At 64.9% G+C, this 24,995-nt stretch carries 23 protein-coding genes; 8 read left to right on the top strand and 15 right to left on the bottom strand.

The features are described from left to right. Window positions 1-146: 146 nt before the first annotated feature. The 4 genes from RPS27_RS24960 to RPS27_RS24945 all read left to right on the top strand — a co-directional run bounded on the left by RPS27_RS24960 (window position 147) and on the right by RPS27_RS24945 (window position 6,362). Window positions 147-1,178, top strand: coding sequence for a TRAP transporter substrate-binding protein (locus tag RPS27_RS24960; RefSeq protein ID WP_194402081.1), 1,032 nt, complete (start codon window positions 147-149; stop codon window positions 1,176-1,178). A gap of 15 nt (window positions 1,179-1,193) precedes the next feature. Further along, on the top strand, window positions 1,194-3,083 hold the full coding sequence (locus RPS27_RS24955; protein ID WP_313754693.1) for a TRAP transporter large permease subunit: 1,890 nt from the start codon (window positions 1,194-1,196) through the stop codon (window positions 3,081-3,083). A 21-nt stretch (window positions 3,084-3,104) separates the two neighbouring features. After that, window positions 3,105-4,754 (top strand): acyl-CoA synthetase, encoded by a 1,650-nt coding sequence (locus RPS27_RS24950; protein WP_212066563.1) that lies wholly within the window; start codon window positions 3,105-3,107, stop codon window positions 4,752-4,754. Window positions 4,755-5,003: 249 nt separating this feature from the next. Next, complete coding sequence (locus RPS27_RS24945) at window positions 5,004-6,362, top strand: autotransporter outer membrane beta-barrel domain-containing protein (protein ID WP_212066565.1); 1,359 nt, start codon at window positions 5,004-5,006, stop codon at window positions 6,360-6,362. Window positions 6,363-6,431: 69 nt separating this feature from the next. Here the strand turns inward: RPS27_RS24945 and RPS27_RS24940 are convergent, their stop codons facing one another. From RPS27_RS24940 to RPS27_RS24900, 9 genes are all read right to left on the bottom strand, one after another. Beyond that, window positions 6,432-7,409, bottom strand: coding sequence for a TRAP transporter substrate-binding protein (locus tag RPS27_RS24940; protein WP_212066567.1), 978 nt, complete (start codon window positions 7,407-7,409; stop codon window positions 6,432-6,434). A gap of 39 nt (window positions 7,410-7,448) precedes the next feature. Further along, on the bottom strand, window positions 7,449-8,762 hold the full coding sequence (locus RPS27_RS24935; protein WP_211417051.1) for a TRAP transporter large permease: 1,314 nt from the start codon (window positions 8,760-8,762) through the stop codon (window positions 7,449-7,451). A gap of 2 nt (window positions 8,763-8,764) precedes the next feature. Then, on the bottom strand, window positions 8,765-9,346 hold the full coding sequence (locus tag RPS27_RS24930; RefSeq protein ID WP_194402075.1) for a TRAP transporter small permease: 582 nt from the start codon (window positions 9,344-9,346) through the stop codon (window positions 8,765-8,767). 178 nt (window positions 9,347-9,524) lie between these two features. Continuing rightward, entirely contained in the window at window positions 9,525-10,322 is a 798-nt protein-coding gene (locus tag RPS27_RS24925) for an MBL fold metallo-hydrolase (RefSeq protein ID WP_194402074.1), read from the bottom strand. Window positions 10,323-10,341: 19 nt separating this feature from the next. Then, window positions 10,342-11,118, bottom strand: coding sequence for a TatD family hydrolase (locus tag RPS27_RS24920; protein WP_212066569.1), 777 nt, complete (start codon window positions 11,116-11,118; stop codon window positions 10,342-10,344). Window positions 11,119-11,129: 11 nt separating this feature from the next. Then, window positions 11,130-13,160 (bottom strand): methionine--tRNA ligase, encoded by a 2,031-nt coding sequence (metG, locus tag RPS27_RS24915; RefSeq protein WP_212066571.1) that lies wholly within the window; start codon window positions 13,158-13,160, stop codon window positions 11,130-11,132. A gap of 107 nt (window positions 13,161-13,267) precedes the next feature. Beyond that, the gene (locus RPS27_RS24910; RefSeq protein WP_212066573.1) at window positions 13,268-14,314 is read right to left on the bottom strand and encodes a DNA polymerase III subunit delta'; all 1,047 of its coding nucleotides are present in this window, start codon (window positions 14,312-14,314) and stop codon (window positions 13,268-13,270) included. Beyond that, window positions 14,311-14,997 (bottom strand): dTMP kinase, encoded by a 687-nt coding sequence (gene tmk / locus RPS27_RS24905; protein ID WP_194402070.1) that lies wholly within the window; start codon window positions 14,995-14,997, stop codon window positions 14,311-14,313. Before tmk ends, RPS27_RS24910 begins: the two co-directional genes overlap by 4 nt. A gap of 2 nt (window positions 14,998-14,999) precedes the next feature. Then, window positions 15,000-16,262, bottom strand: a complete 1,263-nt coding sequence (locus tag RPS27_RS24900; RefSeq protein WP_212066575.1) for a D-alanyl-D-alanine carboxypeptidase family protein — start codon at window positions 16,260-16,262, stop codon at window positions 15,000-15,002. Window positions 16,263-16,415: 153 nt separating this feature from the next. Between RPS27_RS24900 and RPS27_RS24895 the strand changes: the two genes are divergently transcribed. Continuing rightward, the gene (locus RPS27_RS24895; protein WP_212066577.1) at window positions 16,416-17,369 is read left to right on the top strand and encodes an alpha/beta fold hydrolase; all 954 of its coding nucleotides are present in this window, start codon (window positions 16,416-16,418) and stop codon (window positions 17,367-17,369) included. Here RPS27_RS24895 and RPS27_RS24890 read toward each other — a convergent pair. Continuing rightward, window positions 17,366-18,292, bottom strand: coding sequence for a septal ring lytic transglycosylase RlpA family protein (locus RPS27_RS24890; RefSeq protein ID WP_211417045.1), 927 nt, complete (start codon window positions 18,290-18,292; stop codon window positions 17,366-17,368). The genes RPS27_RS24895 and RPS27_RS24890 overlap by 4 nt on opposite strands. 752 nt (window positions 18,293-19,044) lie before the next feature. After that, window positions 19,045-19,299, bottom strand: coding sequence for a hypothetical protein (locus RPS27_RS24885; RefSeq protein ID WP_211417497.1), 255 nt, complete (start codon window positions 19,297-19,299; stop codon window positions 19,045-19,047). 190 nt (window positions 19,300-19,489) lie between these two features. Between RPS27_RS24885 and RPS27_RS24880 the strand changes: the two genes are divergently transcribed. Next, the gene (locus tag RPS27_RS24880; protein WP_211417044.1) at window positions 19,490-20,068 is read left to right on the top strand and encodes a TIGR00645 family protein; all 579 of its coding nucleotides are present in this window, start codon (window positions 19,490-19,492) and stop codon (window positions 20,066-20,068) included. Window positions 20,069-20,083: 15 nt separating this feature from the next. Here the strand turns inward: RPS27_RS24880 and RPS27_RS24875 are convergent, their stop codons facing one another. Beyond that, window positions 20,084-20,401, bottom strand: coding sequence for a DUF1476 domain-containing protein (locus RPS27_RS24875; RefSeq protein WP_211417043.1), 318 nt, complete (start codon window positions 20,399-20,401; stop codon window positions 20,084-20,086). A 257-nt stretch (window positions 20,402-20,658) separates the two neighbouring features. Here RPS27_RS24875 and RPS27_RS24870 point away from each other — a divergent pair, with 257 nt between their 5' ends. Beyond that, entirely contained in the window at window positions 20,659-20,883 is a 225-nt protein-coding gene (locus RPS27_RS24870) for a hypothetical protein (protein ID WP_212066579.1), read from the top strand. Window positions 20,884-20,938: 55 nt separating this feature from the next. Here the strand turns inward: RPS27_RS24870 and RPS27_RS24865 are convergent, their stop codons facing one another. The 3 genes from RPS27_RS24865 to RPS27_RS24855 form a co-directional block, all read right to left on the bottom strand. Then, window positions 20,939-21,130 (bottom strand): hypothetical protein, encoded by a 192-nt coding sequence (locus RPS27_RS24865; RefSeq protein ID WP_194402062.1) that lies wholly within the window; start codon window positions 21,128-21,130, stop codon window positions 20,939-20,941. 126 nt (window positions 21,131-21,256) lie between these two features. Then, complete coding sequence (locus tag RPS27_RS24860) at window positions 21,257-21,922, bottom strand: endonuclease/exonuclease/phosphatase family protein (protein ID WP_211417041.1); 666 nt, start codon at window positions 21,920-21,922, stop codon at window positions 21,257-21,259. Continuing rightward, window positions 21,922-23,955: a VTT domain-containing protein gene (locus RPS27_RS24855; RefSeq protein WP_212066581.1), complete on the bottom strand. Its 2,034-nt coding sequence runs from the start codon at window positions 23,953-23,955 to the stop codon at window positions 21,922-21,924. Before RPS27_RS24855 ends, RPS27_RS24860 begins: the two co-directional genes overlap by 1 nt. Before the next feature lie 298 nt (window positions 23,956-24,253). Between RPS27_RS24855 and RPS27_RS24850 the strand changes: the two genes are divergently transcribed. Then, a complete protein-coding gene (locus tag RPS27_RS24850) occupies window positions 24,254-24,979 on the top strand; it encodes a hypothetical protein (protein ID WP_212066583.1) in 726 nt (241 codons plus the stop codon). Window positions 24,980-24,995 lie beyond the last annotated feature (16 nt).

The following is a 24,995-nucleotide window of genomic DNA, read 5'->3' as shown; positions in this document are numbered from 1 at the left end:
CCGATGCCTCCGAAAGCCGATATTGCCGTGACCTTGTCCGGCTGCAATAAGCGAGGCTTCCGCGAGATCGCAGATGACCTTCTGACCTGACGTCCGTATAGGTTTGCATCTCAGAACAACAACAAACCTTCCGAGGAAGCAGACCCATGGTCTTTTCGACGCGCTTTTCCCGACGCACGCTTCTCAAGGCCTCCGCCGCGACCGCGGTCCTGGGCGGCCTCGGCGCGCCCCATGTGGCCCGCGCCCAGAGCGCCGAGTTCACCTACAAATACGCCAATAACCTGCCCGACACCCATCCGCTGAACGTTCGCGCCAAGGAGATGGCGGCGGCGATCAAGAGCGAGACCAACGGCAAGTTCGACCTCCAGATCTTCCCGAACAACCAGCTCGGGTCCGACACCGACATGCTGAGCCAGATCCGCTCCGGCGGCGTCGAGTTCTTCACGCTGTCCGGCCTGATCCTGTCGACCCTGGTGCCGGCCGCGTCCATCAACGGCATCGGCTTCGCGTTCCCGGACTACGACACGGTCTGGAAGGCCATGGACGGCGACCTCGGCGCCCATGTCCGCGGCGAGATCAAGAAGGCCGGCCTCGAGGTCATGGACAAGATCTGGGACAACGGCTTCCGCCAGACCACGTCGTCGAGCAAGCCGATCACCGGTCCCGACGACCTCAAGGGCTTCAAGATCCGCGTGCCGGTGTCGCCGCTGTGGACCTCGATGTTCAAGGCGTTCGACGCGGCGCCCGCCTCGATCAATTTCAGCGAAGTGTATTCGGCGCTGCAGACCAAGATCGTCGAAGGCCAGGAGAACCCGCTGGCGATCATCTCGACCGCCAAGCTCTACGAGGTCCAGAAATACTGCTCGCTGACCAACCACATGTGGGACGGCTTCTGGTTCCTGGCGAACCGCAGAGCCTGGGAAAAGCTGCCGCAGGACGTGCGCACCATCGTCGCCAAGAACATCAACGCCGCCGCGGTCAAGGAGCGTGAGGATACCGCCAAGCTGAATGCCAATTTGCAGCAGGAGCTCGCGGGCAAAGGCCTGACCTTCAACCAGCCCGCCGTGGCGCCGTTCCGCGACAAGCTGCGCACCGCCGGCTTCTATGCCGAGTGGAAGGGCAAGTATGGCGATCAGGCCTGGGACCTCCTGGAGAAGGCCGTCGGCAAGCTGTCGTAACGCGTTGGGGCCATCATGGCTCATGTCGAGGTCGAGGTAACCGCAGTGGTGGGCAAGGCGGCGTTGCAGTCCCCTCGCCGACCTTCGTTGCTGACTTCGGTCGAGCGCGCGCTCGGTCTCCTCGTCGAAATCCCGGCGGCGATCCTGGTCGTCGCCGAGATCGTGATCCTGTTTGCCGGCGTGGTCGCGCGCTACGGCCTGCACCGGCCGCTGATCTGGTCGGACGAGCTCGCCTCGATCCTGTTCCTCTGGCTCGCCATGCTGGGCGCGGCGGTTGCGTTCCGTCGCTCCGAGCACATGCGCATGACCGCGGTCGTCGCCAGCGCGCGGCCGGCCATGCGGGCCTATCTCGATCTGGTTGCAACTTGTGCGGCCCTGGCGTTCCTGGCCCTGATCGTCTGGCCCGCCTGCGACTACGCCTATGAGGAAAGCTACATCACGACGCCGGCGCTGCAGATCTCCAACATGTGGCGCGCCGCCGCGCTGCCGGCCGGCATCGGCCTGATGGCGGCCTTTGCCTTGCTGCGGCTGCTGCGCGCCGCCGATTGGCGGATGGTCGCGACGGCCGTCGCCACCGTTGCCGTCGTGATCGGCCTGTTCTGGCTGGCGGAGCCGTTGCTGCGGCCGCTCGGCAATCTCAACCTCGTCATCTTCTTCGTCGGCGTCGCCGGCTTCTGCGTCTTCGCGGGCGTTCCCATTGCGTTCGGCTTTGGCCTTGCGATCTTCGGCTATCTCGCACTGACCACGCGCACGCCTGTCATGGTGCTGGTCGGGCGGATGGACGAGGGCATGAGCCACCTCATCCTGCTCTCGGTGCCGCTGTTCGTCTTCCTCGGGCTGCTGATCGAGATGACCGGCATGGCGCGCGCCATGGTGGCGTTCCTGGCGAGCCTGCTCGGCCATGTCCGCGGCGGCCTGCATTACGTGCTGGTCGGCGCCATGTACCTGGTCTCGGGCATATCAGGCGCCAAGGCCGCGGACATGGCGGCCGTCGCGCCCGTGCTGTTTCCGGAGATGAAGCAGCGCGGCGCCAAGCCCGGCGATCTCGTCGCGCTGCTGGCGGCGACCGGCGCCCAGACCGAGACGATTCCGCCGAGCCTCGTGCTGATCACGATCGGCTCGGTCACCGGCGTGTCGATCGCCGCCCTGTTCACCGGCGGTCTTCTGCCCGGCGTCGTGCTCGCGTTCACGCTTTGCATGCTGGTATGGTGGCGCTACCGCCACGAGGACATGAGCCATGTCCGCCGCGCCACGGGTGGCGAGATCGGCAAGACCTTCATCGTCGCCCTGCCCGCGCTCGCGCTGCCCTTCGTGATCCGTTACGCCGTGGTCGAGGGCATCGCGACCGCGACCGAGGTCTCTACCATCGGCATCGTCTATGGCGCGATCGTCGGCCTCCTCGTCTATCGCCGCTTCGACTGGCGGCGGCTGCTTCCGATGCTGGTCGAGACGGCCGCGCTGTCGGGCGCCATTCTGCTGATCATCGGCACGGCGACCGGCATGGCCTGGGGGTTGACGCAATCCGGCTTCTCGCGCTCGCTGGCCGCCGCCATGACCGGATTGCCGGGCGGAGCTGCGACCTTCATCGCCGTCTCGATCCTGGCCTTCACGATCCTCGGCAGCGTGCTGGAGGGCATCCCGGCGATCGTGCTGTTCGGACCGCTGCTGTTTCCGATCGCCCGCGCTGTCGGGGTGCACGAGGTGCACTACGCCATGGTGATCATCCTCGCCATGGGCATCGGACTATTCGCGCCGCCCTTCGGCGTCGGCTATTATGCCGCCTGCGCCATCGGACGCGTCGATCCGGCGGAGGGTATCCGGCCGATCTGGGGTTATCTGCTGGCGCTGCTGGTGGGATTGATCATCGTCGCGATCTTTCCCTGGATCTCGATCGGATTCCTTTGAGACGTTTGACGGAGGGTGTCGATGAGTGAGCGGCAGAACCAGTACAATATCGGCCTCGACAAGACGCCCGCCAACTACGTGCCGCTGAGCCCCCTAAGCTTCCTCGCGCGCAGCGCCGCCGTCTATCCCGATCATGTCAGCACGGTCTATGAGGGCCGCAGCTTCACGTGGGCGCAGACCTATGAGCGCTGCAGGCGCTTTGCGTCCTGGCTTGCGCGCAAGGGCATCGGCGTCGGCGACACCGTAGCAGCGATGCTGCCGAACATCCCGGCGATGAACGAGGCGCATTTCGCGGTGCCCATGACCGGCGCCGTGCTCAACGCGCTCAACATCCGTCTCGATGCGCCCTCGATCGCGTTTCAGCTCGACCATGGCGGCGCGAAAATCATCCTGGTCGATCCCGAGTTTTCGGGTGTGATCACCGACGCGCTGGCGCAGATGACAGGCCCTCGGCCATTCGTCGTCGACGTCGACGACGCATCGTTCAAGGGCGGCAGTCGCATCGGTGAGATCGAGTATGAGGCGGCCGTCGCGGAAGGCGATCCCGCTTTCACGGCGATCCCGCCGAGCGATGAATGGGACGCGATCGCGCTGAGCTATACCTCGGGCACCACGGGCAATCCCAAGGGTGTCGTCACCCATCATCGCGGCGCGTATCTGAACGCTGTCAGCAACATCCTCGCCGGCAATCTCGGCCAGCATCCGGTCTATCTCTGGACGCTGCCGATGTTCCACTGCAACGGCTGGTGCTTCCCCTGGACCATCGCGGCCGCGGCCGGCATCAATGTCTGCCTGCGCAAGGTCGAGCCGACCAGGATATTCGAGCTGATCAAGCGCCATGGCGTCACCCACATGTGCGGCGCGCCGATCGTCTACAACACGCTGATCAACGCGCCGGACGCGCCCAAAGGCAATGCGGCCCGCCGCGTCGTCGGCCTGATCGCCGGCGCCGCGCCGCCGGTCGCGGTGCTGGAAGGCGCCGAGAGCATCGGCATCAAGCTGACACACGTCTATGGCCTGACCGAGGTCTACGGCCCCGCCTCCGTCTGCGCCGAGCAGCCCGGCTGGGACGAGCTTCCGCCCGCCGAGCGCGCGCGCATGAAGCGCCGGCAGGGCGTACCCTACCCGCTCGAGGAAGGCGTCACCGTCATCAACCCGCAGACCATGCAGGAGGTGCCGCGCGACGGCGAGACCATCGGCGAGGTCATGTTCCGCGGCAACATCGTGATGAAGGGCTATCTCAAGAACGAGAAGGCGACCAAGGAAGCGTTCGAGGGCGGCTGGTTTCACACCGGCGATCTCGGCGTGCTCGACGAGCATGGCTACGTCATCATCAAGGACCGTTCCAAGGACATCATCATCTCCGGCGGCGAGAACATCTCCTCCGTCGAGGTCGAGGACATTCTCTACAAGCACCCGGCCGTGCTGTTCGCCGCCGTGGTCGCAAAGCCCGATCCGAAATGGGGCGAAGTGCCCTGCGCCTTCGTCGAGCTGAAGGACGGCGCCAGCGCCAGCGAAGCCGACATCATCGCGTTCTGCCGCTCGCACATGAGTGGCTTCAAGACGCCAAAGGCCGTCGTGTTCGGACCGATCCCGAAGACGTCCACGGGCAAAATCCAGAAATTCCTGCTGCGCAACGAGGTGGGATCCGCGAAGGCGATTACGGCCTGAGGTCGTTCGGTCGTAGAAACATTTGGAAACATAAGCTGCGTGTTCGCGGCAAGCATGCGTCGTCCGACATCGATTGTGCGGCTTCGACGACATCGCGACACGCCAGGAAAAGATTGGAAAGCGTTAGAGACGCATTTACGATTCCACTTCACCGGATTCGCTGATTCCAGACGATTCGCCGTGCGGGCTGCGCGGCTGGCAACCGGCGCGGTTGGGGCGCTTCATGCGGTTGGTGTCGTGAGCACGGACGTGCGTGTGCGTCTGGCGCTGCTGCTATCGGCGGCCTGGCTGCTGCTGCCGGATGCGGCCGCTGCGCAAGCCACGCGCGAGTTCGGCGCATTCGCGGGCACGCAAGGGTTTGGCCCCGGCAAGCCGAATGCCCCAGCAGGGTTCAACAGTTTCTCGGCCGGAGCATTTGGCGGACCGCAGCCGGCAGGTTTCCCGGGAGCTTCGTTCGGCAATGGCGGCGGAGGCGGCGTGCAGTCGGCCTATGGCTGGAATGCCGAACCGCCCGGACTTGCCAGCGCGGCACGCTTCGACATGCGGCAGGCCTTCGGCGGCGGCGCCGATCGCGTCCCGCAGGCCGAGACGGCACAGGCGACATTTCTTGCGATGACGCAGTTCACGCAGACCCTGCTCGATCCTGCCATCGACGGGCGCGGCATCGGGCCCGCCGAGGTCGATGCGGAGCTCACGGCCTACGCCGAAATCGGAAACGAGCGGACGCATGGCGGCATCGGCCGCGAGGCCTACGGCGCGCTCTACGGCAAGCCCTCGCTCGCGGCCCCGCAATGGCGTGTCTGGGTTGCCGGCTTTGGCGGTTCGCAGATGTCGACCGGCGGCAACGGCTCGGCCACTCGGAGTTTTGGCACGGTGGCCGGCGCGGATTATTCGCTCTCGCCGCAGACGCGGATCGGCTTTGCCCTCGCCGGCGGCGGCACCGGCTTTGCCAGCAATTTCTCGAGCGGCCGCTCCGACCTGTTCCAGGCCGGCGGCTTCGTCAGGCACTCGGCTGGGTCGGCCTATGTCACGACCGCGCTCGCTTACGGCTGGCAGGCCATCACCGGCGACTATCAGGTCACGCCGGCCGGCACGGACCAGCTCAACGCGGCGGTCAACGCCCATGCCTATTCCGGCCGCCTCGAAGGCGGTTATCGTTTGGCCACGCGCTGGCTTGGCATCACGCCCTATGCGGCTGCGCAGATCACCAATTTCCGCCTGCCCTCCGACACGCCGCAGCCCGCCTCCGTGGCCGACAGATTCCCGACGGCCGCCGGCGGCAACAGCTTCACCGACAGCCGCACCGAGCTCGGTCTGCGCGCGAGCACCTCCGTTGCGCTGTTCGGCAGCCTGATCAGCCTGCGCGGACGGCTCGCCTGGGCCCATGATTTCAGCGCGGGACAGTCGATTCCAGCGGCGTTCCAGTCGTTGCCGGGCCAGCGGCTCGTCACAGGCGGCGTGTCATTGGCGCCGAACGCAGCGCTGGCAGGCGTTGCGGTCGAGCTACGCGATTTGAACGGCTGGTCTGCCGTTGCGAACTTCGACAGCGAAGTGTCGGACCTGGTGCGCTCTTACACCGGCAGGGCCACGCTGCGTTACGCCTGGTGACCCTGCCCTGCGATCAAGTGACCGATGTCCGCCGGCGCCGGAACACGCCGGACGAAAAGCGGCTCGTCCTCACATCTTCTTGTAGGCGTCGACGATGGCTTGACCGTCGGCGCCGGCCTTCTTGAGCCAGTCGGCCGTGAGCTGTTCGCCGATCTTCTGGAAGCCGGCCTTGAGCGCCGGGCTTGGCGGCTCGACATTCATGCCTTTCGCCTTGAGCTGGTCGAGGTACCAGGTGCTCTTGTCCTGCCAGGCCTTCCAGCCGCGGGTTTCCGCCGTTGCCGCCGCCTTGAGGATGGCCTCCTGGGTCGGCTTGTCGAGCGCGTCGAACGCGGCCTTGTTGACGAAGGTGTAGTCCTTGGGGATCCAGGCCTGCACGTCGTAGAAATACTTCAGCGACTCCCAGGCTTTCGCGTCGTAGCCGGTGCCGCCCGACGACATGAAGGAATTCACGACGCCGGTCGCAAGCGCCTGCGGCAGTTCGGCGGCCTGAATCGTGACCGATTGTGCCCCGACCAGCTCGCCGATGCGCGCCGTCCCGACGTTATAGGCCCGCCATTTCAGGCCCTTCATGTCCTCGATGGAGGCGAGCGGCTTGTTGACATAGACGCCTTGCGGCGCCCACGGCACCACGAACAGCAGCTTGAGACCCTGCGCATCGAGCTTCTTGGCGATCGCGGGCTTGGATGCCTGATACAGCTTCATCGCGTCCGGGAAGCTGGTCGCGAGGAACGGCACGACGTCGACGCCGAACAGCGGATCCTCGTTCTCGTGGATCGAGAGCAGCACCTCGCCCATCTGCGCCTGCCCGGTCACCACCGCGCGCTTGATGTCGGGTGCCTTGAACAGCGAGGCGCCGGGATGAACCGTGATCTGAAGTTTTCCGGACGTGGCGGCTTCCACGTCCTTGGCGAAGGCGACCAGGTTTTCGGAGTGCGGATTATCCGCAGGATACGCGGCCGGCAGATTCCATTTGGTTTGGGCCAAAGCGGGCGTTGCGGCCAGCATGGCGCCGGCAATCAGACCTGCGCGAACTAAACGAGACTTCATCGGACTTCTCCTCACGGTCGAATTGAAAACGTGGCGTGATCAATCTGGAAAGGCAAGCTTCGGCAGGAACATCACGATCTGCGGATACTCGGTGATGATGAACACGGCGGCCAGCAACAGCACGAAGAACGGAAACGCCGCCCGCGCGACCGTCAACGTATCGCGACCGCTCATGTTCTGCAGCACGAAGAGATTGAACCCGACGGGCGGCGTGATCTGCGCCATCTCGACATGGATGATGAGATAGACGCCGAACCAGACCAGATCGAGCCCGGCCTGCTTGACCATCGGCAGCACGATGACGGCAGTGAGGACGATCATCGAGATGCCGTCGATCAGGCATCCGAGGATGATGTACATGATGCTCAGATACAGCGCGAGCATGCCGGGCGTGAGCTCCTGCCCCTGCACCCAGGTGGCAAGCGCCGCGGGGATGCCGGTATAGGCCATCGCCGCAGTGGTGTAGGCCGCGCCGGCCAGGATCAGCATGATCATGCACGTCAAGCGCGTTGCGCTCATGATGCTCTCAAACAGGGTCTTGCGCGTCAGCGTGCCGCTCCACCACGCCAGCAGCAAAGCGCCCGACACACCCCATGCAGCGCATTCCGTCGCCGTCGCGAAGCCCAGCACGAGTGACAGAAAGACCCCGAGGATCAGCAGCAGACACGGTGCGAGCTTGGCGGATTGCCGCAGCTTCTCCCGGAACGGCATCGGCGGGTCGCGCGGCGGGATCTTCGTCGGGTTCAGCAGCGACCAGATGATGATGTAGCCCGAATAGAGCACGATCACGAGCAGGCCCGGCAGGAAGCCGCCGAGGAAGACCTGAAGCACCGAGACGTTGGCCGTGACGGCATAGACGACCATCGGAATTGATGGCGGAATCAGCAGGCCGAGGGTGCCGGAGCCCGCCAGCGAGCCCAGGCTCAGGCCCTTGTCATAGCCGCGCTTGTCGAGCTCGGGCAGCGCGATCTTGCCGATCGTTGCGCAGGTCGCGGCCGACGAGCCCGAGACCGCCGCGAAGATCCCGCAGCCGATCACGTTGACATGGGTCAGGCGCCCGGGCAGCCACTGAACCCAGGGCGACAGGCCACGGAACATCTCTTCCGACAATTTGGTGCGGAAGAGGATCTCACCCATCCAGATGAACAGCGGCAGCGCGGCCAGTGTCCACGACGAGCTGGCGCTCCAGGTGGTGGTCGCGAGCACGGCGCCGAGTGGCAGGCTAGTGGTCAGCGCCATCGCGACGAAGCCGACGAGCCCGAGCGAGACGGCGATCCAGACGCCGCTTCCCAGCAGCAGGATCATGACGCCGAGCAGGACGAATGACAGCTCGATCATGCCGAGATTGGCCATGGTCAACCTCCGCCGCCTTGCGAGATGCGTTCGACGAATTCTTCCGGCGTCTCGTCCGGCGAGCCCCTCTCGTAGGTCGGCCGGTTACCGCCGATGACATTGACCATCTCGTCGATCAGCGCGATCGACAGGATCGCAAGACCGCCGGCAAAACCGAGCTGCGGAATCCAGAGCGGAAGCGCGACGACGCCCTGCGCCACATCGTTGAAGCGCCAGGAATCGTACGTCATCTGCACGGCATAGCGGGTGAAATAGAGGACGAAAGCGGTCGCGATCCCGAGCGCCACGATCTCCGCGATCCACTTGGTCCGCCCGCGCAGCCGTTCGAGCAGAAGGCCGACACGGATCATCTCTCCGCGCTTGAAGGTATGCGCAAGGCCGAGGAAAGCCAGCGCGGCCATGCACCAGGAGGCGAAATCATCACCTGCGGGGATGTTGATCGCAAATTGGCGCCCGACCGACATGATCATCATGATTGCAAAGATCGCAACCAGGAAGACGCCGGCGGCGTAGCCTGCCCCGAGATAAAGGAGATCGAGCGCGCGGCGCACTGGTCCCCCGGCCTTTACGTCGTTCCCTGCCACACCATCCCCATCATCGCACGAGGCGATTCAGCCGGCCCGGCGATCGCATGTCGCTCGCCGCCGGTCCGCCTCAATATCGCCCCTGGCCAACCGCCTGTCTTTCAGACGTTAGATCAACATGATGCAGCCGGTGCAAGCAAGGACTATGCCTGCTCGCGACGGAATTTCTACCGCAGGTTCAATGCGTCTCCAGCCGCAGCCCGTCAAAGGCGGGCACGACGCCCGCGGGCAGCGATTGCCGGATCACCTCGTAATCGACGTCGGCCGTCATGTTGGTGATGACGGCGCGTTTCGGCTTGAACCGCTCGATCCAGGACAGCGCATCGTTGATGCTGAAATGGCTGACATGGCTGGTGTAGCGCAGGCCGTCGACGATCCAGAGGTCGAGGTTTTCCAGGGCGCCCCAGCTCTCGCGCGGGATGTCGTTGAGATCGGGTGTGTAGGCGGCATCCCCGATGCGATAGCCAAGCGCGGGAATGGCGCCATGCTGTACCAGGAAGGCCGTCATCGTCACGGCGCCGCCCTTCCCCAGGATGGTCTGGCTTTCGCCCGCCTCGATCGAATGCCGCGTCAGGATCGGCGGGTAGTCGCTGCCCTCCGGCGAAATGAAGCAGTAGGAGAAGCGCGCCAGGATATCCTTGGCCGTCGACTGGTTGAGATAGGTCGGGATCCGGCGGCGCATGTGCATCACGACCGGGCGCAGATCGTCCATGCCGTGGGTCTGATCGGCGTGCTCATGCGTCAGGAACACCGCGTCGATGTGATCGACATTGGTCGAGAGCAATTGCTCGCGCAGGTCCGGCGAGGTGTCGATCAGGATGCGCGTGGTGCCATGCTCGGAGATCCGTTCGACCAGCAGCGAGCAGCGCCGGCGGCGGTTTTTGGGATTGTCGGGATCGCAGGCGCCCCAGCCGAGCGCCGGACGCGGCACGCCGGCGGAGGAGCCGCAGCCCAGGATCGTCAGCGTCAGCGTCAGCGTCATGCGGTTTCCAGTTTCAAGCCTTCAACTTCGAGAACAGGCGGAAGAAGTTTTCGCTGGTCTGGCGCGAGATTTCGTCGAACGACACGCCGCGCGTCTCTGCCAGCACCTTTGCGACCTCCACCACATAGGCAGGCTCGTTGCGTTTGCCGCGGAACTTGCCCGGCGCAAGATAGGGCGAGTCCGTTTCGACAAGGATACGATCGGCCGGCAGTTCGGCCGCGAGCGCGCGCAACGCTTCCGACTTCTTGAAGGTCAGGATGCCCGTGAAGCCGATATAGAGCCCGAGCGACACCGCCTTCAGCGCCAGCTCGCGCCCGCCCGTGTAACAATGCAGCACGGCGCGAAACGATCCGCGTCCCGCCTCCTCTTCCAGGATACGGGCGCAGTCCTCGTCGGCTTCGCGGGTGTGGATCACGAGCGGCAGGCTGGTGGCGCGGGCCGCGGCGATGTGGGCGCGAAAGCCCCTCGCCTGCGCTTCCGGCGAGCCGTTGTCGTAGAAATAGTCGAGCCCGGCCTCGCCGAGCGCGACGACCTTGGGATGCTCCGTGAGCGCGATCAGCTCCTCCGGTGCGATGCCGTCCTCCTCGTCCGCGTTGTGCGGGTGAGTGCCGACCGAGCAGTAGACGTCGTCATAGCGCTCCGCGATCGCGAGCAGGCCCTCCAGCTTTCGCACCCGCGTCGAGATCGTGACCATGCGCCCGATGCCGGCCGCGCGTGCCCGCGACACGATCCCGTCGAGATCTTCCGCAAAGTCCGGAAAATCCAGATGGCAGTGGCTGTCGACCAGCATCGCGAGCGCCTTCAGGCCGCCGGCTCGATGTAGCGCGGGAACGCCGGCGTCGGCGCCGGCAGCGTCGAGCCCGGCGCGATCCGCTTGGCCCCGCCGAGCATGGCAAAGCTGCGCTCGCCCTCGGGGATACCAAGAGAGTCGAGCAGCTTGTTGGACGCGACGGGCATCGCGGGCTGAGCCAGGATCGCAATCTGGCGCACGACTTCAGCGGTGACGTAGAGCACTGTCTTCTGCCTGGCCGGATCGGTCTTGGCGAGCGCCCACGGCGCCTCGCCCGCGAAATAACGGTTCGCCTCCGCGACCACGGCCCAGACGGCGTTGAGCCAATGATGGATCTGCTGCGTCGCCATCGCCTCACGTGACGCCGCGATCATGCCGTCGGCCATCGCCAGGATCGCCTTGTCGCTGTCGCTGAATTCGCCGGGCTCGGGCAACACACCGCCGAGCTGCTTGGCGATCATCGACAGCGAGCGTTGCGCGAGGTTACCGAGATCATTGGCGAGGTCGGCATTGATGCGCGCGACGATGGCCTCGTGGTTGTAATTGCCATCCTGCCCGAACGGCACTTCGCGCAGGAAGAAATAGCGCATCTGGTCGACGCCGTACTGGTCGGCAAGGTTGAAGGGATCGACGACGTTGCCGACCGACTTCGACATCTTCTCGCCCCTGTTGAACAGGAAGCCGTGGGCATAGACCCGCTTCGGCAGCGGAATCCCGGCCGACAGCAGGAAAGCCGGCCAATACACCGCGTGGAAACGGATGATGTCCTTGCCGATGATGTGCACGTCGGCCGGCCAATAGCGCCAGTTCTTGTCGCTCTCGTCGGGGAAGCCGACGCCGGTGATGTAGTTGGTCAGCGCATCGACCCAGACATACATCACATGGTCTTCGTCGCTGGGCACCTTCACGCCCCAGTCGAACGTGGTGCGCGAGATCGAGAGGTCGCGCAGGCCACCCTTTACGAAGCTCACCACCTCGTTGCGGCGCGAGTCCGGGCCGATGAAATCGGGGTGATCCGCGTACAGCTCGAGCAGCTTGTCCTGGTACGCCGACAGGCGGAAGAAATAGCTCTTCTCCTCCACCCATTCGACCGGCGTGCCCTGCGGTCCGAGCCGCACGCCGTCGTCATTCAGGCGCGTCTCGTCCTCGGCGTAATAGGCCTCATCGCGCACCGAATACCAGCCGGCATAGGTGTCGGCATAGATGTCGCCATTCGCCTCCATGCGCCGCCAGATCTCCTGGCTGGAGCGATGATGCTGCTCTTCGGTGGTGCGGATGAAGCGATCGAACGATACGTTCAGACGCTCGTCCATCTCCTTGAAGCGGCCGGCATTGCGGGTTGCGAGGGCTGCTGCGGACATGCCCTCGCCGGCCGCCGTCTGCACCATCTTCTGGCCGTGCTCGTCGGTGCCGGTCAGGAAGAACACGTCCTTGCCGTCGAGCCGCGCAAAGCGCGCCAGCACGTCGGTCGCGATCGCCTCATAGGCGTGACCGATATGCGGGCTGCCGTTGGGATAGGCGATCGCGGTCGTGACGTAGAAGACGTTGTCGCGCGCGGGGGCGGCAACGGGCGCGGCAGGCTTCGGTGCAGCTACGGGCGCTGAGGCTTGCGGAGCCGCCGCGGGCTTCGGCGCGCGCGGCGCCTTCGGCTTGGCAGCCTTCGGCGGTGCGACGACGGGCGCCGGCGCTGCGATCGCAGCGGGCGGCGTCACTCTGGCCTTCTCGGCCACTTTCCTTGCCGGAGTCTTGGTCGGCTTCTTGGCTGGTTTCTTGGCTGGTTTCTTGGTTGGCGTTTTGACCGCTTTCTTAACCGCCTTCGAGGCGACGGCCTGCTTCTTCGCGGACTTCTTGCCTGCCTTCTTTGACGCCTTGGCAGCGCTCTTCTTCACGCCCTTCCTGGCGGCAGCCTTCTTCGGCTTCGCGGCCTTCTTGACGGCCTTGGCAGCTTTGCGCGCACGCGCCTTCACCGCCGTCTTTGCGGCCTTCTTCGCAGCCCTCTTGCGGCTCTTGCCTTTAGCTGTTTTCTTAGCTCGCGTTGCCACGACGAATTCCTTTACCGGCTTCTCAAAATTGGAAACGAGCCTGCGTCAGGCCGTTGTTTGCACATGATCCCGTCGGAAAACCGCTGCGCACCTTTCCGGATCATGCTTTAGCGCGTTGCGTCCGCCAGCCAGCCGAACACCGAGAAAACCAAGGGCTTGCGCTCCAGATTGTAGGTTTCGGTGTCGCGCGCGGCGCGGACGATCTTTTCCCATACCTCAGCTAGCCGCGCAAGGCGCGGCAGGTTCTGGTTGGCATTGGCCTCGTCCGCGTGCAGGCGTTCCGCGATCCAGCGATCGATGCCGTCGATGAAGGCGGCGAGCGCGACGCGGTCGCTGCTGCCGAGCGAATCGCCGAGCGTGTGCAATTCGCGCGGATCGACTTGCGGCAGGCGCGCCAGCAGTGCGGCCGTGCGTTGCTGAAGCTTCAGCGCGTCGCCGCCGAGCAGCGTCAGGGCCCGTGCAACGCTGCCCTCGGAGGCCTCCGCCGCCTCGCGCAGCGCGGGGTCTTTCGGATCGAGCTCGGCGGCCGAAGCCGCGGCGCTGATCACGTCGTCCGTCGCGAGCGGCCGCAGGCGCAGCTTGCGGCAACGCGACTGGATGGTGGCGAGCACGCGCGCGGGCGCGTGGCTCACCAGCAGGAACAGCGATTGCTGCGGCGGCTCCTCGAGAATCTTCAGAAGCGCGTTGGCGGCGTTCGGATTGAGTTCGTCGACGGTGTCGACGATGCAGACGCGCCAGCCTTCGGCCGCCGCGGTCGAGCCGAAGAAACCGATCGTCTCGCGCGTCTCGTCCACGGTGATCACGGTGCGCATCACGCCGCGGTCGTTGGCGGTACGCTCCAGCGTCAAGAGGCCGCCATGCGAACTCGCCGCGACCTGGCGCGCCACGGCGTCATCAGGATCGATCGCAAGGTCTTCGGCCCGCTGCACGGCATTTGCGAGCGGCTGGCCGTGGGCGAGCACGAAGCGCGCCATGCGATAGGCCAGCGTCGCCTTGCCGATCCCTTGCGGCCCGCCGATCAGCCAGGCATGCGGGATCCGCCCACTGCGATAGGCCGTCAGCAGTGCCGTCTCGGCCTCGCGATGGCCGAACAGACGGCTGGTCTCGCGCGGATGCGGAATGGCGCTTTCGCGCTCGGTCGGACGCCGGCTCATGCGGAAACCACCGAGGCCGGTGTGGGCAGGAGACGATCGCGCAGCGCCGCCCAAACCCGGGCCGCGACCGTGTCAGGGTCGGAATTGGCGTCGATCAGCACGCAGCGCGCTGGGTCCTGCGCGGCGATCTTGCGATAAGCCTCGCGCAGGCCCTGGTGGAAGCTGAGCTTCTCGCCCTCGAACCTGTCGGGCGTGCCGTTGCCGCGGCGCGCGGCGGCGCGCTGCAGGCCGATCTCGACCGGCAAATCGAGGATGATGGTGAGATCCGGCTTGAGATCGCCGATCGTGACCCGCTGCATCGCGTTGATCAGTCCTTCGGGCACGCGGCCGAGGCTGCCCTGATAGGCCCGCGTCGAATCCGCGAAACGGTCGCACAGCACCCAGGTGCCCTGGTTCAGCGCAGGCAGGATCACGGTACGGACATGGTCATCGCGCGCGGCGGCGAACAGCAGCGTCTCCGCCTCGGGACCGAGCAGCCTGCCCATGCCCGACAGCACCAGATGACGCATGATCTCGGCGCCCGGCGAGCCGCCCGGCTCACGGGTGACGCGGATGCGGAGCTTGGCGGCCTTGAGGCGGTCGGCAAGCTTCTTGATCTGGGTCGACTTGCCGGTGCCCTCGCCGCCTTCAAAGGTGATGAAGCGTCCGCGTCCGGACGGCCGCTGTCCCGCGCTCTCACTCATGATCAGAGCTTCTCGGCGCCTGCGCGGAACATGCCGATCACGAGCTCGCTGGCGCCGTCGATCGCGCGTCGCACGGTCGAGCCGGTACCGATCGCTTCGGCCGCGTAGACCGGCGTCTCCACCGCGATGTTGCCGCTGCGCCAGACCCTGACCACGCCGACCTGCTGGCCGGCCTCGACCGGCGCTCGTACCGGACCGCTATAGACGACGCGCGCGATCAGCTTGTCGCTGCCGTTCTTGTGCACCATCACCTTCACCGGCGTCTTGGCGACGAGCTTGACCGAGCGGCTCTCGCCGCCGAACACCTTGGCGTAACCGACAGGCTGGTCGGCCGCGATCAGCGTGCGGGTCTCGAAATTGCGAAAACCCCATTCCAGCATCTTCTTGGCTTCCGTGGCGCGATCCTCGGGGTCTTCCAGCCCGTTGACGACGACGATCAGCCGCGTGCCGTTCTGCACGGCCGAGCCAACCATGCCGTAGCCGCCTTCCTTGGTGTAGCCGGTCTTGAGGCCGTCGGCGCCTTCCATCGAATTGAGCAGCGGATTGCGGTTGGGCTGGCGGATCTTGTTCCAGGTGTACTCCTTCTCGCCGAACAGTTTGTAGAACTCCGGGAAGTCCAGGATGATGTGCCGGGCGAGGATGCCGAGCTCGCGGACGGTCATCTTGTTGGCGGGGTCGGGCAGCCCGTTCGAATTGCCGAAGGTCGACCTGGTCATGCCGAGCTCGCGGGCGCGCTTGGTCATGAAGTCGGCCGCGAAGATCTTCTCGTTGCCGGCCATGGCCTCGGCGAGCGCGATGCAGGCATCGTTGCCGCTCTGGATGATCGCGCCGTGCAGGAGATCGTCGACCGAGACCTTGCTGTTGATGGCGGCAAACATGGTCGAGCCGCCCGAGGGCGCACCGCCCCGCCGCCACGCGTTCTCGCTGATCCGATACTCGTCGGTCAGCTTGATGTCGCCCTTCTTGATGGCGTTGAAGACGACCTCTGCCGTCATCAGCTTCATCATGCTGGAAGGCGCGCGCAGTTCGTCGGCGTTCTTCTCGAACAGCACGCTGCCCGAGGAGGCTTCGATCAGGATCGCGGTCGGAGCATCGCCGTCGAAGCCGGCATCTTCCGTTTTCTTGGCGCCCTGGATGCTCTGGTTGGCGGCCAGAAGCGCCCCGCTCCAGCCGATGCCGACAACCAGAGCCGCAGCGACCAGCCCGCGCGCCAGCGTTCCGGCGGTGAGCCGGTTGCGACCAAGCAAAGGAAGACGAAATGCCATGGCGAAGCCCTGAGAGAGGCGTTCTAACAGTTGGAACAGATGCGAACAACACGCGGTTCGATACCTGTCCCCGAGATTGCACGATTCTCGCCGCGCCCCTATCGTGGCGTCTTATGTTTTTCGACCAAACCCCTGAAACAAGGCGGAAAAGCGATGTCATCCACCCGCGTGATCAAGGCCAACGGCATCGATCTCTTCATCCGCGAAGCCGGCCAGGGTCCACTGGTCGTGCTGTGCCATGGCTGGCCGGAGCTGTCCTATTCCTGGCGCCACCAGATCTCCGCCCTCGCCGCGGCCGGGTTTCACGTCGTCGCCCCCGACATGCGCGGCTACGGCCAGAGCGCGGCGCCGCCTGACGCTGCCGCCTATTCGATCTTCGACACGGTCGGCGACGTGGTCGGCCTGGTGCAGGCGCTGGGCGAGAGCAAGGCGATGGTGGTCGGCCACGATTGGGGCGCCCCGGTCGCCTGGCATGCGGCACTGTTCCGGCCCGACATCTTCACGGCGGTCGCTGGCCTGAGCGTGCCGCCGCCGTTCCGCGGCCGCGGCAAGCCGCTCGACCTGCTGCGGCAGGGGGGCGTCACCAATTTCTACTGGCAGTATTTCCAGGCCCCTGGTGTCGCCGAGGCCGAGCTGGAGCGCGACGTCGCCCGCACCATGCGCATCGTGCTCGGGGGACGAGGCCTTGCCGACCCCACCGCCGCCATGTTCGTGCAGGAGGGCAAGGGCTTTCTCAGCCACGCGACGACAGAGGAACCACTGCCCGACTGGCTCAGCGAGGCTGATCTCGCCTACTTCACCGAAAGCTTCCGCAAGTCCGGCTTTCGCGGCGGGCTGAACTGGTACCGCAACATCGACCGCAATTGGGAGCTGACGGCGCCCTGGCAGGACGCGCAGATCCGTCAGCCCTCGCTGTTCATCGCCGGCTCCAAGGACGCCGTCATCACCGGCTTGATCGGCGCCAAGCGCGTCAACGAGCTCGAACGCGTCCTGCCCAACTTGAAGCAAAAGCTGATCATCGAGGGTGCCGGCCACTGGATCCAGCAGGAACGACCCGACGAGGTGAACACGGCGCTGGTAGCGTTCCTGAAGGCCAGCGCGGCTTAGTAGAGCCCGCGGCCGCTCAGGATGCTGCGAGCCTCGGCGGCGCCGTCGGTCGACGAAGCAGCGCGCTCCGGCGCGTAACGGCCGTCCTCGTCATAGGACACCGCGCGGGCGTTCTGCACCGCCCGGCCCCGGCTACGGCTCGAGGCCGACATTTCCGAGGTCGCATTGAGCGAGGCCATGTCGGCGGAGGTGTTGCCGAGATTGTAGGGCCGCCCCTCCGGCATCGGCACGTCGCCGCGAATGGCGCCGCGGCTCGATCCCGGCAATTCCGGCACGAACGGCTTTGCCGAGGCGACCCTGACCATCGAAGGCGACGGCGCCGGAACGCCGGTGCGCAGGGTCGCCAGGAGCTGGCGGTCGTCGGAGCCTTCCAGCGGCGCCCGGCCGACATATTCGACGCGGACCTTGGCGACACCATTTCCTTTGAATTCAAGGAGTTCGGCGGCCTTGTTCGAGACGTCGATGAGGCGGTTGCCGTGATAGGGGCCGCGGTCATTGACGCGGACGATCAGCGACTTGCCGTTCGAGACGTTGGTGACCCGGGCGTAGGACGGCATCGGCAGGGTCGGATGCGCCGCGGTCAGCGACGTCATGTCGAACACTTCGCCATTGGCGGTCAGGCGACCGTGGAAATCATCGCCATACCAGGACGCCATGCCCTCGGCGCGATAGTTGACGTCCTCCTCCGGCACGTAGGTCCTGCCTGCCACGACATAGGGCTTGCCGACGCGGTAGGTGCCGCCGCCCTTCGGGACCGGCTCCCCGAACGCCACAACCCGGGGGCTCGATGACACGCCGTATTTGGGATCGACGCGGCTGGCGAATTTGTTGGAGGAGGCGCAATTGGCAAGCGCAACGCAGGCCGCGACCGCCGCAACACCGCGCGCGGCCCGCAAAACCGAATCTGACCGTCGGATCCCCATTCGCCCCAAATACCACTTTGCCGGAGACGAACCCAACCCCGCTTTGGCTACGGGGAGCGCCGTCCGGTCATCTGATCCAAGGCGGCCCACCACCGTCTCGGAAGCGGTAACGATAACGCAACCCGAACGCGGCGGAAATGGGGAGGCCTCAGCGATCCCGCCGGGATGGTAAACGAGACGTTCGCATTTTTCCGTTGTTCTACGGAGCGATGGCGCCCGCGCTGTCTCAGGGCTGGACATTCTGTTGCGCCAAATCCTCACTCCACCCCCATTGTCGCTGCCTTCACTGGAATTCTTTTGACTGTGCAAGGCCGCACGCGTTCTCTCGGATGCAAGGGCGGGATTTGGAATTTAACGATGATCGAGACGGTTTCGGCACTGATGGGTCTGGTAAGCGCGGGGATCTTCCTGGCCCATGCGTTTGAAGGCTACCGCACGCGGGCCTGAGGGCACTCGCGCGGGAGACAAGCATCACCTCTTTCAAGACGGCATGTTCGGACAATTTTAATCGATCCGACCGAGCATCGAAGACGAGAGCGGCAGGTGTCCCATGCGCAACCATGACCTGGTATCTGACGGCTTCCTGGCATTGACCGCCGGCGGTTTGGTCCTGCTGTGCTCGAGCCTCGTGGCCCTGGCCTTCGCCTGAGCCCCTCCTCTCCTCGGCATTTTCCATCCGCGGCACCGCCGAGACTCAGCTCGCAACGTTGCCGATCTCACATCCACTTAAATTTGGACTGCGCAGGCGCCGTTCAGCGCAGGCCCAGCAGGGAGCGGCGATAGAGGCCGCCGCGGGCTTCGTTCTGGCAGACGAAGCTGCCGTCGAAGCCCTGGCCGTACCGCTTCTGACCCTTGCGGTAGTAGACGCCCTTCCTGAAATCGAGCCAGACCACCTTGTCGTGCGGACAATGACGCTGCGCCTGCGCCTCGTAGCGAAACGGCGTCAGCGGTGTCGCCGACACCTCCGCAGAGCCAGCGCCCACCATGATCGCGCCGGCGAGCGCCATCCCACTGGCCCATCTGCCCAAGCCGCTTCCCCTCACTCCCCGCCTCCCAATCCGGGCCGTCGCACGACAGCCGCGCGGCACGCTATCACGGATGGCGCGATCCGCCGAAGGCGGCTGGCGCGCCGCGTCTTCCGCCGGCCATCTTACCGGGTTAGAAAGCGATCGTCTCGATTGCGAGGATGCGGCCTGAATGTCGGTTGAGCCTTCACCCCAATCCGAACCGCGCCCGCCCTTGCCGCGCCTCGGCGTCCTGCCGATGATCATCTTCGGCTCGCGCTGGCTGCAGCTGCCGCTCTATCTCGGACTGATCGTGGCGCAATGCGTCTACATCGTTCTGTTCCTGAAGGAGCTTTGGCACCTCTCGTGGCACGCGATCGATCTCACCGAGCAGCAGATCATGATGAGCGTGCTTGCGCTGATCGACGTCGTGATGATCTCCAATTTGCTCGTGATGGTGATCGTCGGCGGCTACGAGACCTTCGTCTCGCGGCTCGACCTGCAGGGCCATCCCGACGAGCCGGAATGGCTCGGCCACGTCAACGCGAGCGTCCTCAAGATCAAGCTCGCCATGGCCATCATCGGCATCTCCTCGATCGCGCTGCTGCGCACCTTCATCGAGGCCGGCAATCTCGGCTCGAACCGCGCCGGCTACACCGAGACCGGCGTGATGTGGCAGGTGCTGATCCACCTCACCTTCGTGGTCTCGGCGATCGGCATTGCCTATGTCGACAAGCTCGGCGATTCCGGCGCGCGCAAGCAGGCCGAATAGCGCCTGACGGCCGCCTTACCTGTCTGTCTCGAGCTGCTGCATGGCCTGATGCAGGCATTCCTGCAGCTTGACCGCGATCTGCTCGCGCGCAAGGCCCGTGCCGGCAAGATCGCCTGACACCTTGTCGAGCACCTCGTCCATCGTCCTGTCTTGCAGATGGTCCGTCACCAGCGTCGTTGCGTAGCTCGTCGCGGCATCGCCGTTCAGACCGAGCCGGCCTGCGGCCCAGAGACCGAGCAGCTTGTTGGACCGGGCCGTGGCCCTGAACATGAGTTCCTCGTCGTGGACGAATTTGGCCTCAAAGCCCTGCTCGCGCTTGTCGAACGTGGTCATGGTCAGCTCCATTGCGCTTTCGCTGATGAGGGTCGGACTGGCTGGGGGGCGAACGTCTCCGCGGTTCACGCTGGTTTAGGATCATTTGAAGCTTCCGGCGGAAGGAAGACGCCGTCAAGCCTGCCAATGCCCCCTTGGCCCGGCGCGCGCATGGCTGCACAAGCTCAGCGCCAGCCAGCCCGGCTAAGTCGAGGTCGTTTACCGTTCGTTAAGCAGACTCAGCGCCGCATGGCCTTGGGCACACCGGGAGCTGACGCATGAACAGAGAGCTTCGGGAATTTCGACGGCTTGAACGGGTCTGCCTGGAGCAGGCCGCCCTCTCCAACATGGACCTCACGCGAAGCGGGCTGCTCAAGGTCGCCGACGATTGTCGCATCGCAGCCGAGGCGATCGAAGCGCAAATGCCGCGCCGCGCCTTCACAGGGGCCGTCCAGGCGCTCATGCTGGTTCTGAGCACCGCGCGGATTTCCCCCCGGCACTAGCGCCGCCGTCCGGACGATCGTGTCGGAGGATTGCGGACGAGAGCCCGCGCGAGCTTCAGTCCTTTGCCGCCGCGGCTTCGCGCGCCAGTCGTTCGGCTTTCAGCCGCTCCTTGTTGGCGTAAAACGCCTTCTGCGCCTCTTCATGATCGCGCATGGCCTTTTCGGCCTCGATCCGGCGAGTCGCATCGCGCGCCTGGCGCTGCTCGGGGGTCAGGGGTTTGCGTCGGAAGGAAAGATCTTCAGCCATGGGAAGATAACGCCGCTGTGAGGAAAGAGTTCCTTACCTCCTCTGAACGCGCCTTACCCAAATGTGGAAAAACAACCCCATGCACAGTAACTATGCTATTGTAAAATAACGCCTTTCTCTATGCCCCTAAAGCTCGATTTCGGCAATGACGGGCAGATGGTCCGAGAAGGCTCGCGCCGCCTCGTCGGTCCAAACTTTCACGATTTCGCTGTCGGACGTCGCATAGATCCGGTCAAGCCGCAGGAGCGGCAAACGCGACGGGAAAGTCCGCAACCGCGTACGGTTCGGGCAGACCTGTGCGAGCACGCGCCGCACTGACTTGACCCAAAACCAATCGTTGAAGTCGCCGAGGACGACGGTCCTCGCCGGCTTGACGAGGCTCACCAAAGCCTGAGCCTGCGCATAGCGCTCGTGGATGCTCAAGCCCAGATGCGTGGCGACGACCCGCACGTCGCCGGCGGGGGTCAGCAGGCTTGTCGCAATGGCTCTGCGCGGCTCACGCTCTCGATACGACACGTCGGCGATCTCGGGCGCACCGGAGAACGGAAAGCGGCTTAGAAGCATCTGACCGTAATCGCCATCCGCAGTGACGATCGACTTGGCGTGAACGCGGTGATCGCCGACGACACTTGCGAGCTTCGAAAACGGATCGTCCGACCTCGATCGCGAATCCACCTCCTGGAGCGCGACGACATCGGGAGCCCATTTGCGAATAATGGAGCACACGCCCTCCAGATCGAACTTCGGATTGAGGTTGAACGTGCCATGCACGTTCCAGGTCATGAAGCGCATCAGCGCCTCCCGGCGAGCCAGGTCGCGACGAATTGCGCGCCGGCGCAGATGCCGAGCCAGCCCAGGAACGCCAGCACGAGCAGCAATATGCTGCTCCAGGACGCATTGCGGGCCACATCCGCGATCTGCGCCCCGAGAACCGCCATGGCAAGGATGCCAGGGGTCATGCCCAGCAGGGTTCCGACCAGGAAGTCACGCAGAGGCAGCGTGCTCGCACCGGCCACGACATTCACCACCGAGAACGGTGCGATGGGAATCATCCGGATCACGACGACAGCCAGGATGCCCTTGCCGACAACGCGGTCCTGGATCCGCGCCGCACGCCGTCCGAGCAGTTGCTGGAGCCGCTGTCGTCCGAGTGCCCGTCCGATCACGAACAGGATGAAGGCGCTGAGCAAGACTCCGGCGATCGCCGTGACGAAGCCCAGCCATGGCCCAAGCGCGGCCGCCGTGGCCGCAATGAGCACGAGCACCGGAAACACCACCAGGCCGCCGACGACAAAAGCCACGACCGCAAGTGGAGGCCCCCAGACCGACTGCGAATAGGCGGACAGCAAATTCGAGATGCGTCCCGTGTCAGCGAAACCGCTCAAGGACGTGTATGACCACGCCATGGCGAGGCCAAGGAGCGCCACGGCGATCGAGACGATCCCGATGATGGTCTTGGTGCTCCACATGCGAGAGGCCGCACGCTCGAGGTGAAGGGGCCGCTCGGGATCCGCCACCGGCTGAACCATCGTGGCCAGCGTGCTGTTGAGGACCGAGGCCTCCACGCCCCGCAGCATCTTCGCCCTATCGGTTCCCGAGACCTCGTCCAGGAGAGCAAGGAGACGATGGTCGTTTTGCGCGACGGTGTGTTGGTCGACGCCACAGAAATGGGCGACCAGGCGATGGCGAACTGAAGCGACGAAATCCCGATGCTCATCGGACGCGGCTTCAAAGATCAGGTCACATTCGCTATCGGCCCCCATCGACCGGTTGTTGAGATTGGCCGATCCGATGCGCAAGATCCTGTCGTCGACGATCATGAGCTTGCTGTGCACCATGACGGCCGCTTCCGTCTCCCCATCGCGCGAGACCGGGTAGACGAAGCGGATACGATCGGCGACTCCGGCCTCGCTGAAACAGGCGATGAAGGCGCCGCGGCCGTTCTGCATGGCCTGGGATTCCAGCCACGAGGAATGCAGTTTCGGCGCAACGACCAAGACCCGCAGCGCCGGCACGCGCTGCATCTGCGCGGCCAATTCCTGAGCAATCTTGTTGGCGCTGGTGAACTGATTTTCGATGTAGATGAAGCTCGTCGCGGACCTGATCGCTGCGATCAGCGAACGCTCGACCTCCCTGATGGTCGAGTCGATGGGGCAGACGACATCGGTCCTGGCGATGCCCACGGGCATGTGCTCGGCCTCGACCGGCACATGCGACGGCCAGCGCGCACGACTCCGCCCGCGCCGCTCATGCGTCAGTTGGCCTGCCGCACGCCAGCGCTCCTCCGCCAGTTCGAACAGCGAGGCGGCGGCATCGCCGTCGACCAGGCATTGAACATCATGAAACGGCGGATATGGCTTGCCTTGCGGATCGCAGCGCAACGGTTGATCGGCGCAATGCTCGCTCGTGTCCCAGCGCCTGATCGTCAGATCGAGCCCGCCGACGAACGCCAGTGAACCGTCGATGCAGACGATCTTCTGGTGCTGCGCCGAGCCGAACGGAAGCGTGGAATCCAGCTGGAATTGGACGCGGCCGTCGGTGTCGGCGGTGAATTTCGCCGCGGAATTCCATTCCCTTTCGGAGGCGTAGAACGAGACGAAATCCCAGACCAGAATGTTGATCCGCAACTCGCGGCGGCGATGCACGAGCGCGCGCAGAAATGGACCCAACTGCTCGGGCAAGCCGTCATCCGCACGTCCGGCGGCCCCGACCAACGTCGTCTCGCTATGGATGTCCCACCCGACGATGTAGACGAGATCCTGCGCATCGAGCAGCGCCTCGCGCAGGGCCGCAAAATATGCGGCAGCATCGTTCAAAACCGCCACGCGCCGCGTCTTGCACCGTCGCCAGACGGTATCGCCGGGGATCAGGGTCGATGAGCTCTGAAGCAGGTTGACCTCGCAATTCGCGTTCGCGTCTAAACGCACTGAACGCTCAAGGGGTTCCAGAGCTTGCGAGGGGCGGTTCGGTGGGGCCGCGACCTGCAAGCGCAGCAGCACTGCACAGCCGAAATTCCGCCGCCCCGTATTCTCACGGAAGTCGATAACGCGCGAGTTCTATTGATGTCCCGCAAGGGTTGCGCTTGGATGATGGCTTTACGGCTGGGGGGCCAAAATGCGTTGTTTGAGCATACTCGCGCTTTGCGCGTTATTGGGCGGCTGTGTCACCGCCGAGACCGTGCAATTCAAGGCTTCCAATCCGCAACAACAGGCGCTGATGCGCGATGGCCAGCCCGCCCTGGTATCGCGGCAGAAGACATCACTGGTGCTGGTCCGTCCAGCAGCCCGTCAAATGCAGGCAAATGGCCGGCCAGTCTTCGTTGTCGGCATCAATAATCTTGGCAAGCAGCCCGTCGACTTCCGAGTCTCCCAGGTTGAGGCCGTGCAGCACGCAGCCGGGTCGGATTTCGAGATGAAGGTGGTGACCTATGAGATGCTGGTGCAGGAGGAAAAGAACCGCCAGGTCGCGGCCGCACTCCTTACGGGTGTTGCCGCCGCCGGCAACGCGTATAGCGCTTCCCGAGCCGGTTACGGCCACTACACCACGCCCGGCGGGCGTACCGGAACGTTTTATAGTCCCACAGCGGCTGCGATAGCCCAGAACAACGCGGCCGCTCAAAACGAAGCCATGATTGCAACCACTGTCGAGACAGGGCAGCGAAACATGGCGGTGCTGGAGCAAGCGGTGATCAAGGACAACACCATGATGCCGGGGGAATGGTATGGTGGACAGCTCCACATTGCACCACCGACCGACCAAGGCGGTGGTCCCAAGATGTACACGATCGTGATAACGGTCGGGAGCGATCGGCACGTAATTGATATTTCGCAAGGACCAGCCGGGGTCTAGAGCCAGCGCTTTGCGT

The sequence above is a fragment of the Bradyrhizobium sp. WYCCWR 12699 genome (genome assembly GCF_032144035.1).
GTDB lineage: Bacteria > Pseudomonadota > Alphaproteobacteria > Rhizobiales > Xanthobacteraceae > Bradyrhizobium.
This window is presented reverse-complemented; position numbering and strand designations above follow the sequence as displayed.

What these genes read in the sequence shown, in the direction of transcription:
- RPS27_RS24865 (WP_194402062.1), bottom strand. Translation starts at nt 21,130, where the DNA reads ATGGCTGAAGATCTTTCCTTCCGACGCAAACCCCTGACCCCCGAGCAG.
- RPS27_RS24875 (WP_211417043.1), bottom strand. Translation starts at nt 20,401, where the DNA reads ATGACCACGTTCGACAAGCGCGAGCAGGGCTTTGAGGCCAAATTCGTC.
- RPS27_RS24895 (WP_212066577.1), top strand. Translation starts at nt 16,416, where the DNA reads ATGTCATCCACCCGCGTGATCAAGGCCAACGGCATCGATCTCTTCATC.
- RPS27_RS24890 (WP_211417045.1), bottom strand. Translation starts at nt 18,292, where the DNA reads ATGGGGATCCGACGGTCAGATTCGGTTTTGCGGGCCGCGCGCGGTGTT.
- RPS27_RS24950 (WP_212066563.1), top strand. Translation starts at nt 3,105, where the DNA reads ATGAGTGAGCGGCAGAACCAGTACAATATCGGCCTCGACAAGACGCCC.
- tmk (WP_194402070.1), bottom strand. Translation starts at nt 14,997, where the DNA reads ATGAGTGAGAGCGCGGGACAGCGGCCGTCCGGACGCGGACGCTTCATC.
- RPS27_RS24870 (WP_212066579.1), top strand. Translation starts at nt 20,659, where the DNA reads ATGAACAGAGAGCTTCGGGAATTTCGACGGCTTGAACGGGTCTGCCTG.
- RPS27_RS24940 (WP_212066567.1), bottom strand. Translation starts at nt 7,409, where the DNA reads ATGAAGTCTCGTTTAGTTCGCGCAGGTCTGATTGCCGGCGCCATGCTG.
- RPS27_RS24955 (WP_313754693.1), top strand. Translation starts at nt 1,194, where the DNA reads ATGGCTCATGTCGAGGTCGAGGTAACCGCAGTGGTGGGCAAGGCGGCG.
- RPS27_RS24920 (WP_212066569.1), bottom strand. Translation starts at nt 11,118, where the DNA reads ATGCTGGTCGACAGCCACTGCCATCTGGATTTTCCGGACTTTGCGGAA.
- RPS27_RS24900 (WP_212066575.1), bottom strand. Translation starts at nt 16,262, where the DNA reads ATGGCATTTCGTCTTCCTTTGCTTGGTCGCAACCGGCTCACCGCCGGA.
- RPS27_RS24860 (WP_211417041.1), bottom strand. Translation starts at nt 21,922, where the DNA reads ATGCGCTTCATGACCTGGAACGTGCATGGCACGTTCAACCTCAATCCG.
- RPS27_RS24935 (WP_211417051.1), bottom strand. Translation starts at nt 8,762, where the DNA reads ATGGCCAATCTCGGCATGATCGAGCTGTCATTCGTCCTGCTCGGCGTC.
- RPS27_RS24885 (WP_211417497.1), bottom strand. Translation starts at nt 19,299, where the DNA reads ATGGCGCTCGCCGGCGCGATCATGGTGGGCGCTGGCTCTGCGGAGGTG.
- RPS27_RS24910 (WP_212066573.1), bottom strand. Translation starts at nt 14,314, where the DNA reads ATGAGCCGGCGTCCGACCGAGCGCGAAAGCGCCATTCCGCATCCGCGC.
- RPS27_RS24960 (WP_194402081.1), top strand. Translation starts at nt 147, where the DNA reads ATGGTCTTTTCGACGCGCTTTTCCCGACGCACGCTTCTCAAGGCCTCC.
- RPS27_RS24880 (WP_211417044.1), top strand. Translation starts at nt 19,490, where the DNA reads ATGTCGGTTGAGCCTTCACCCCAATCCGAACCGCGCCCGCCCTTGCCG.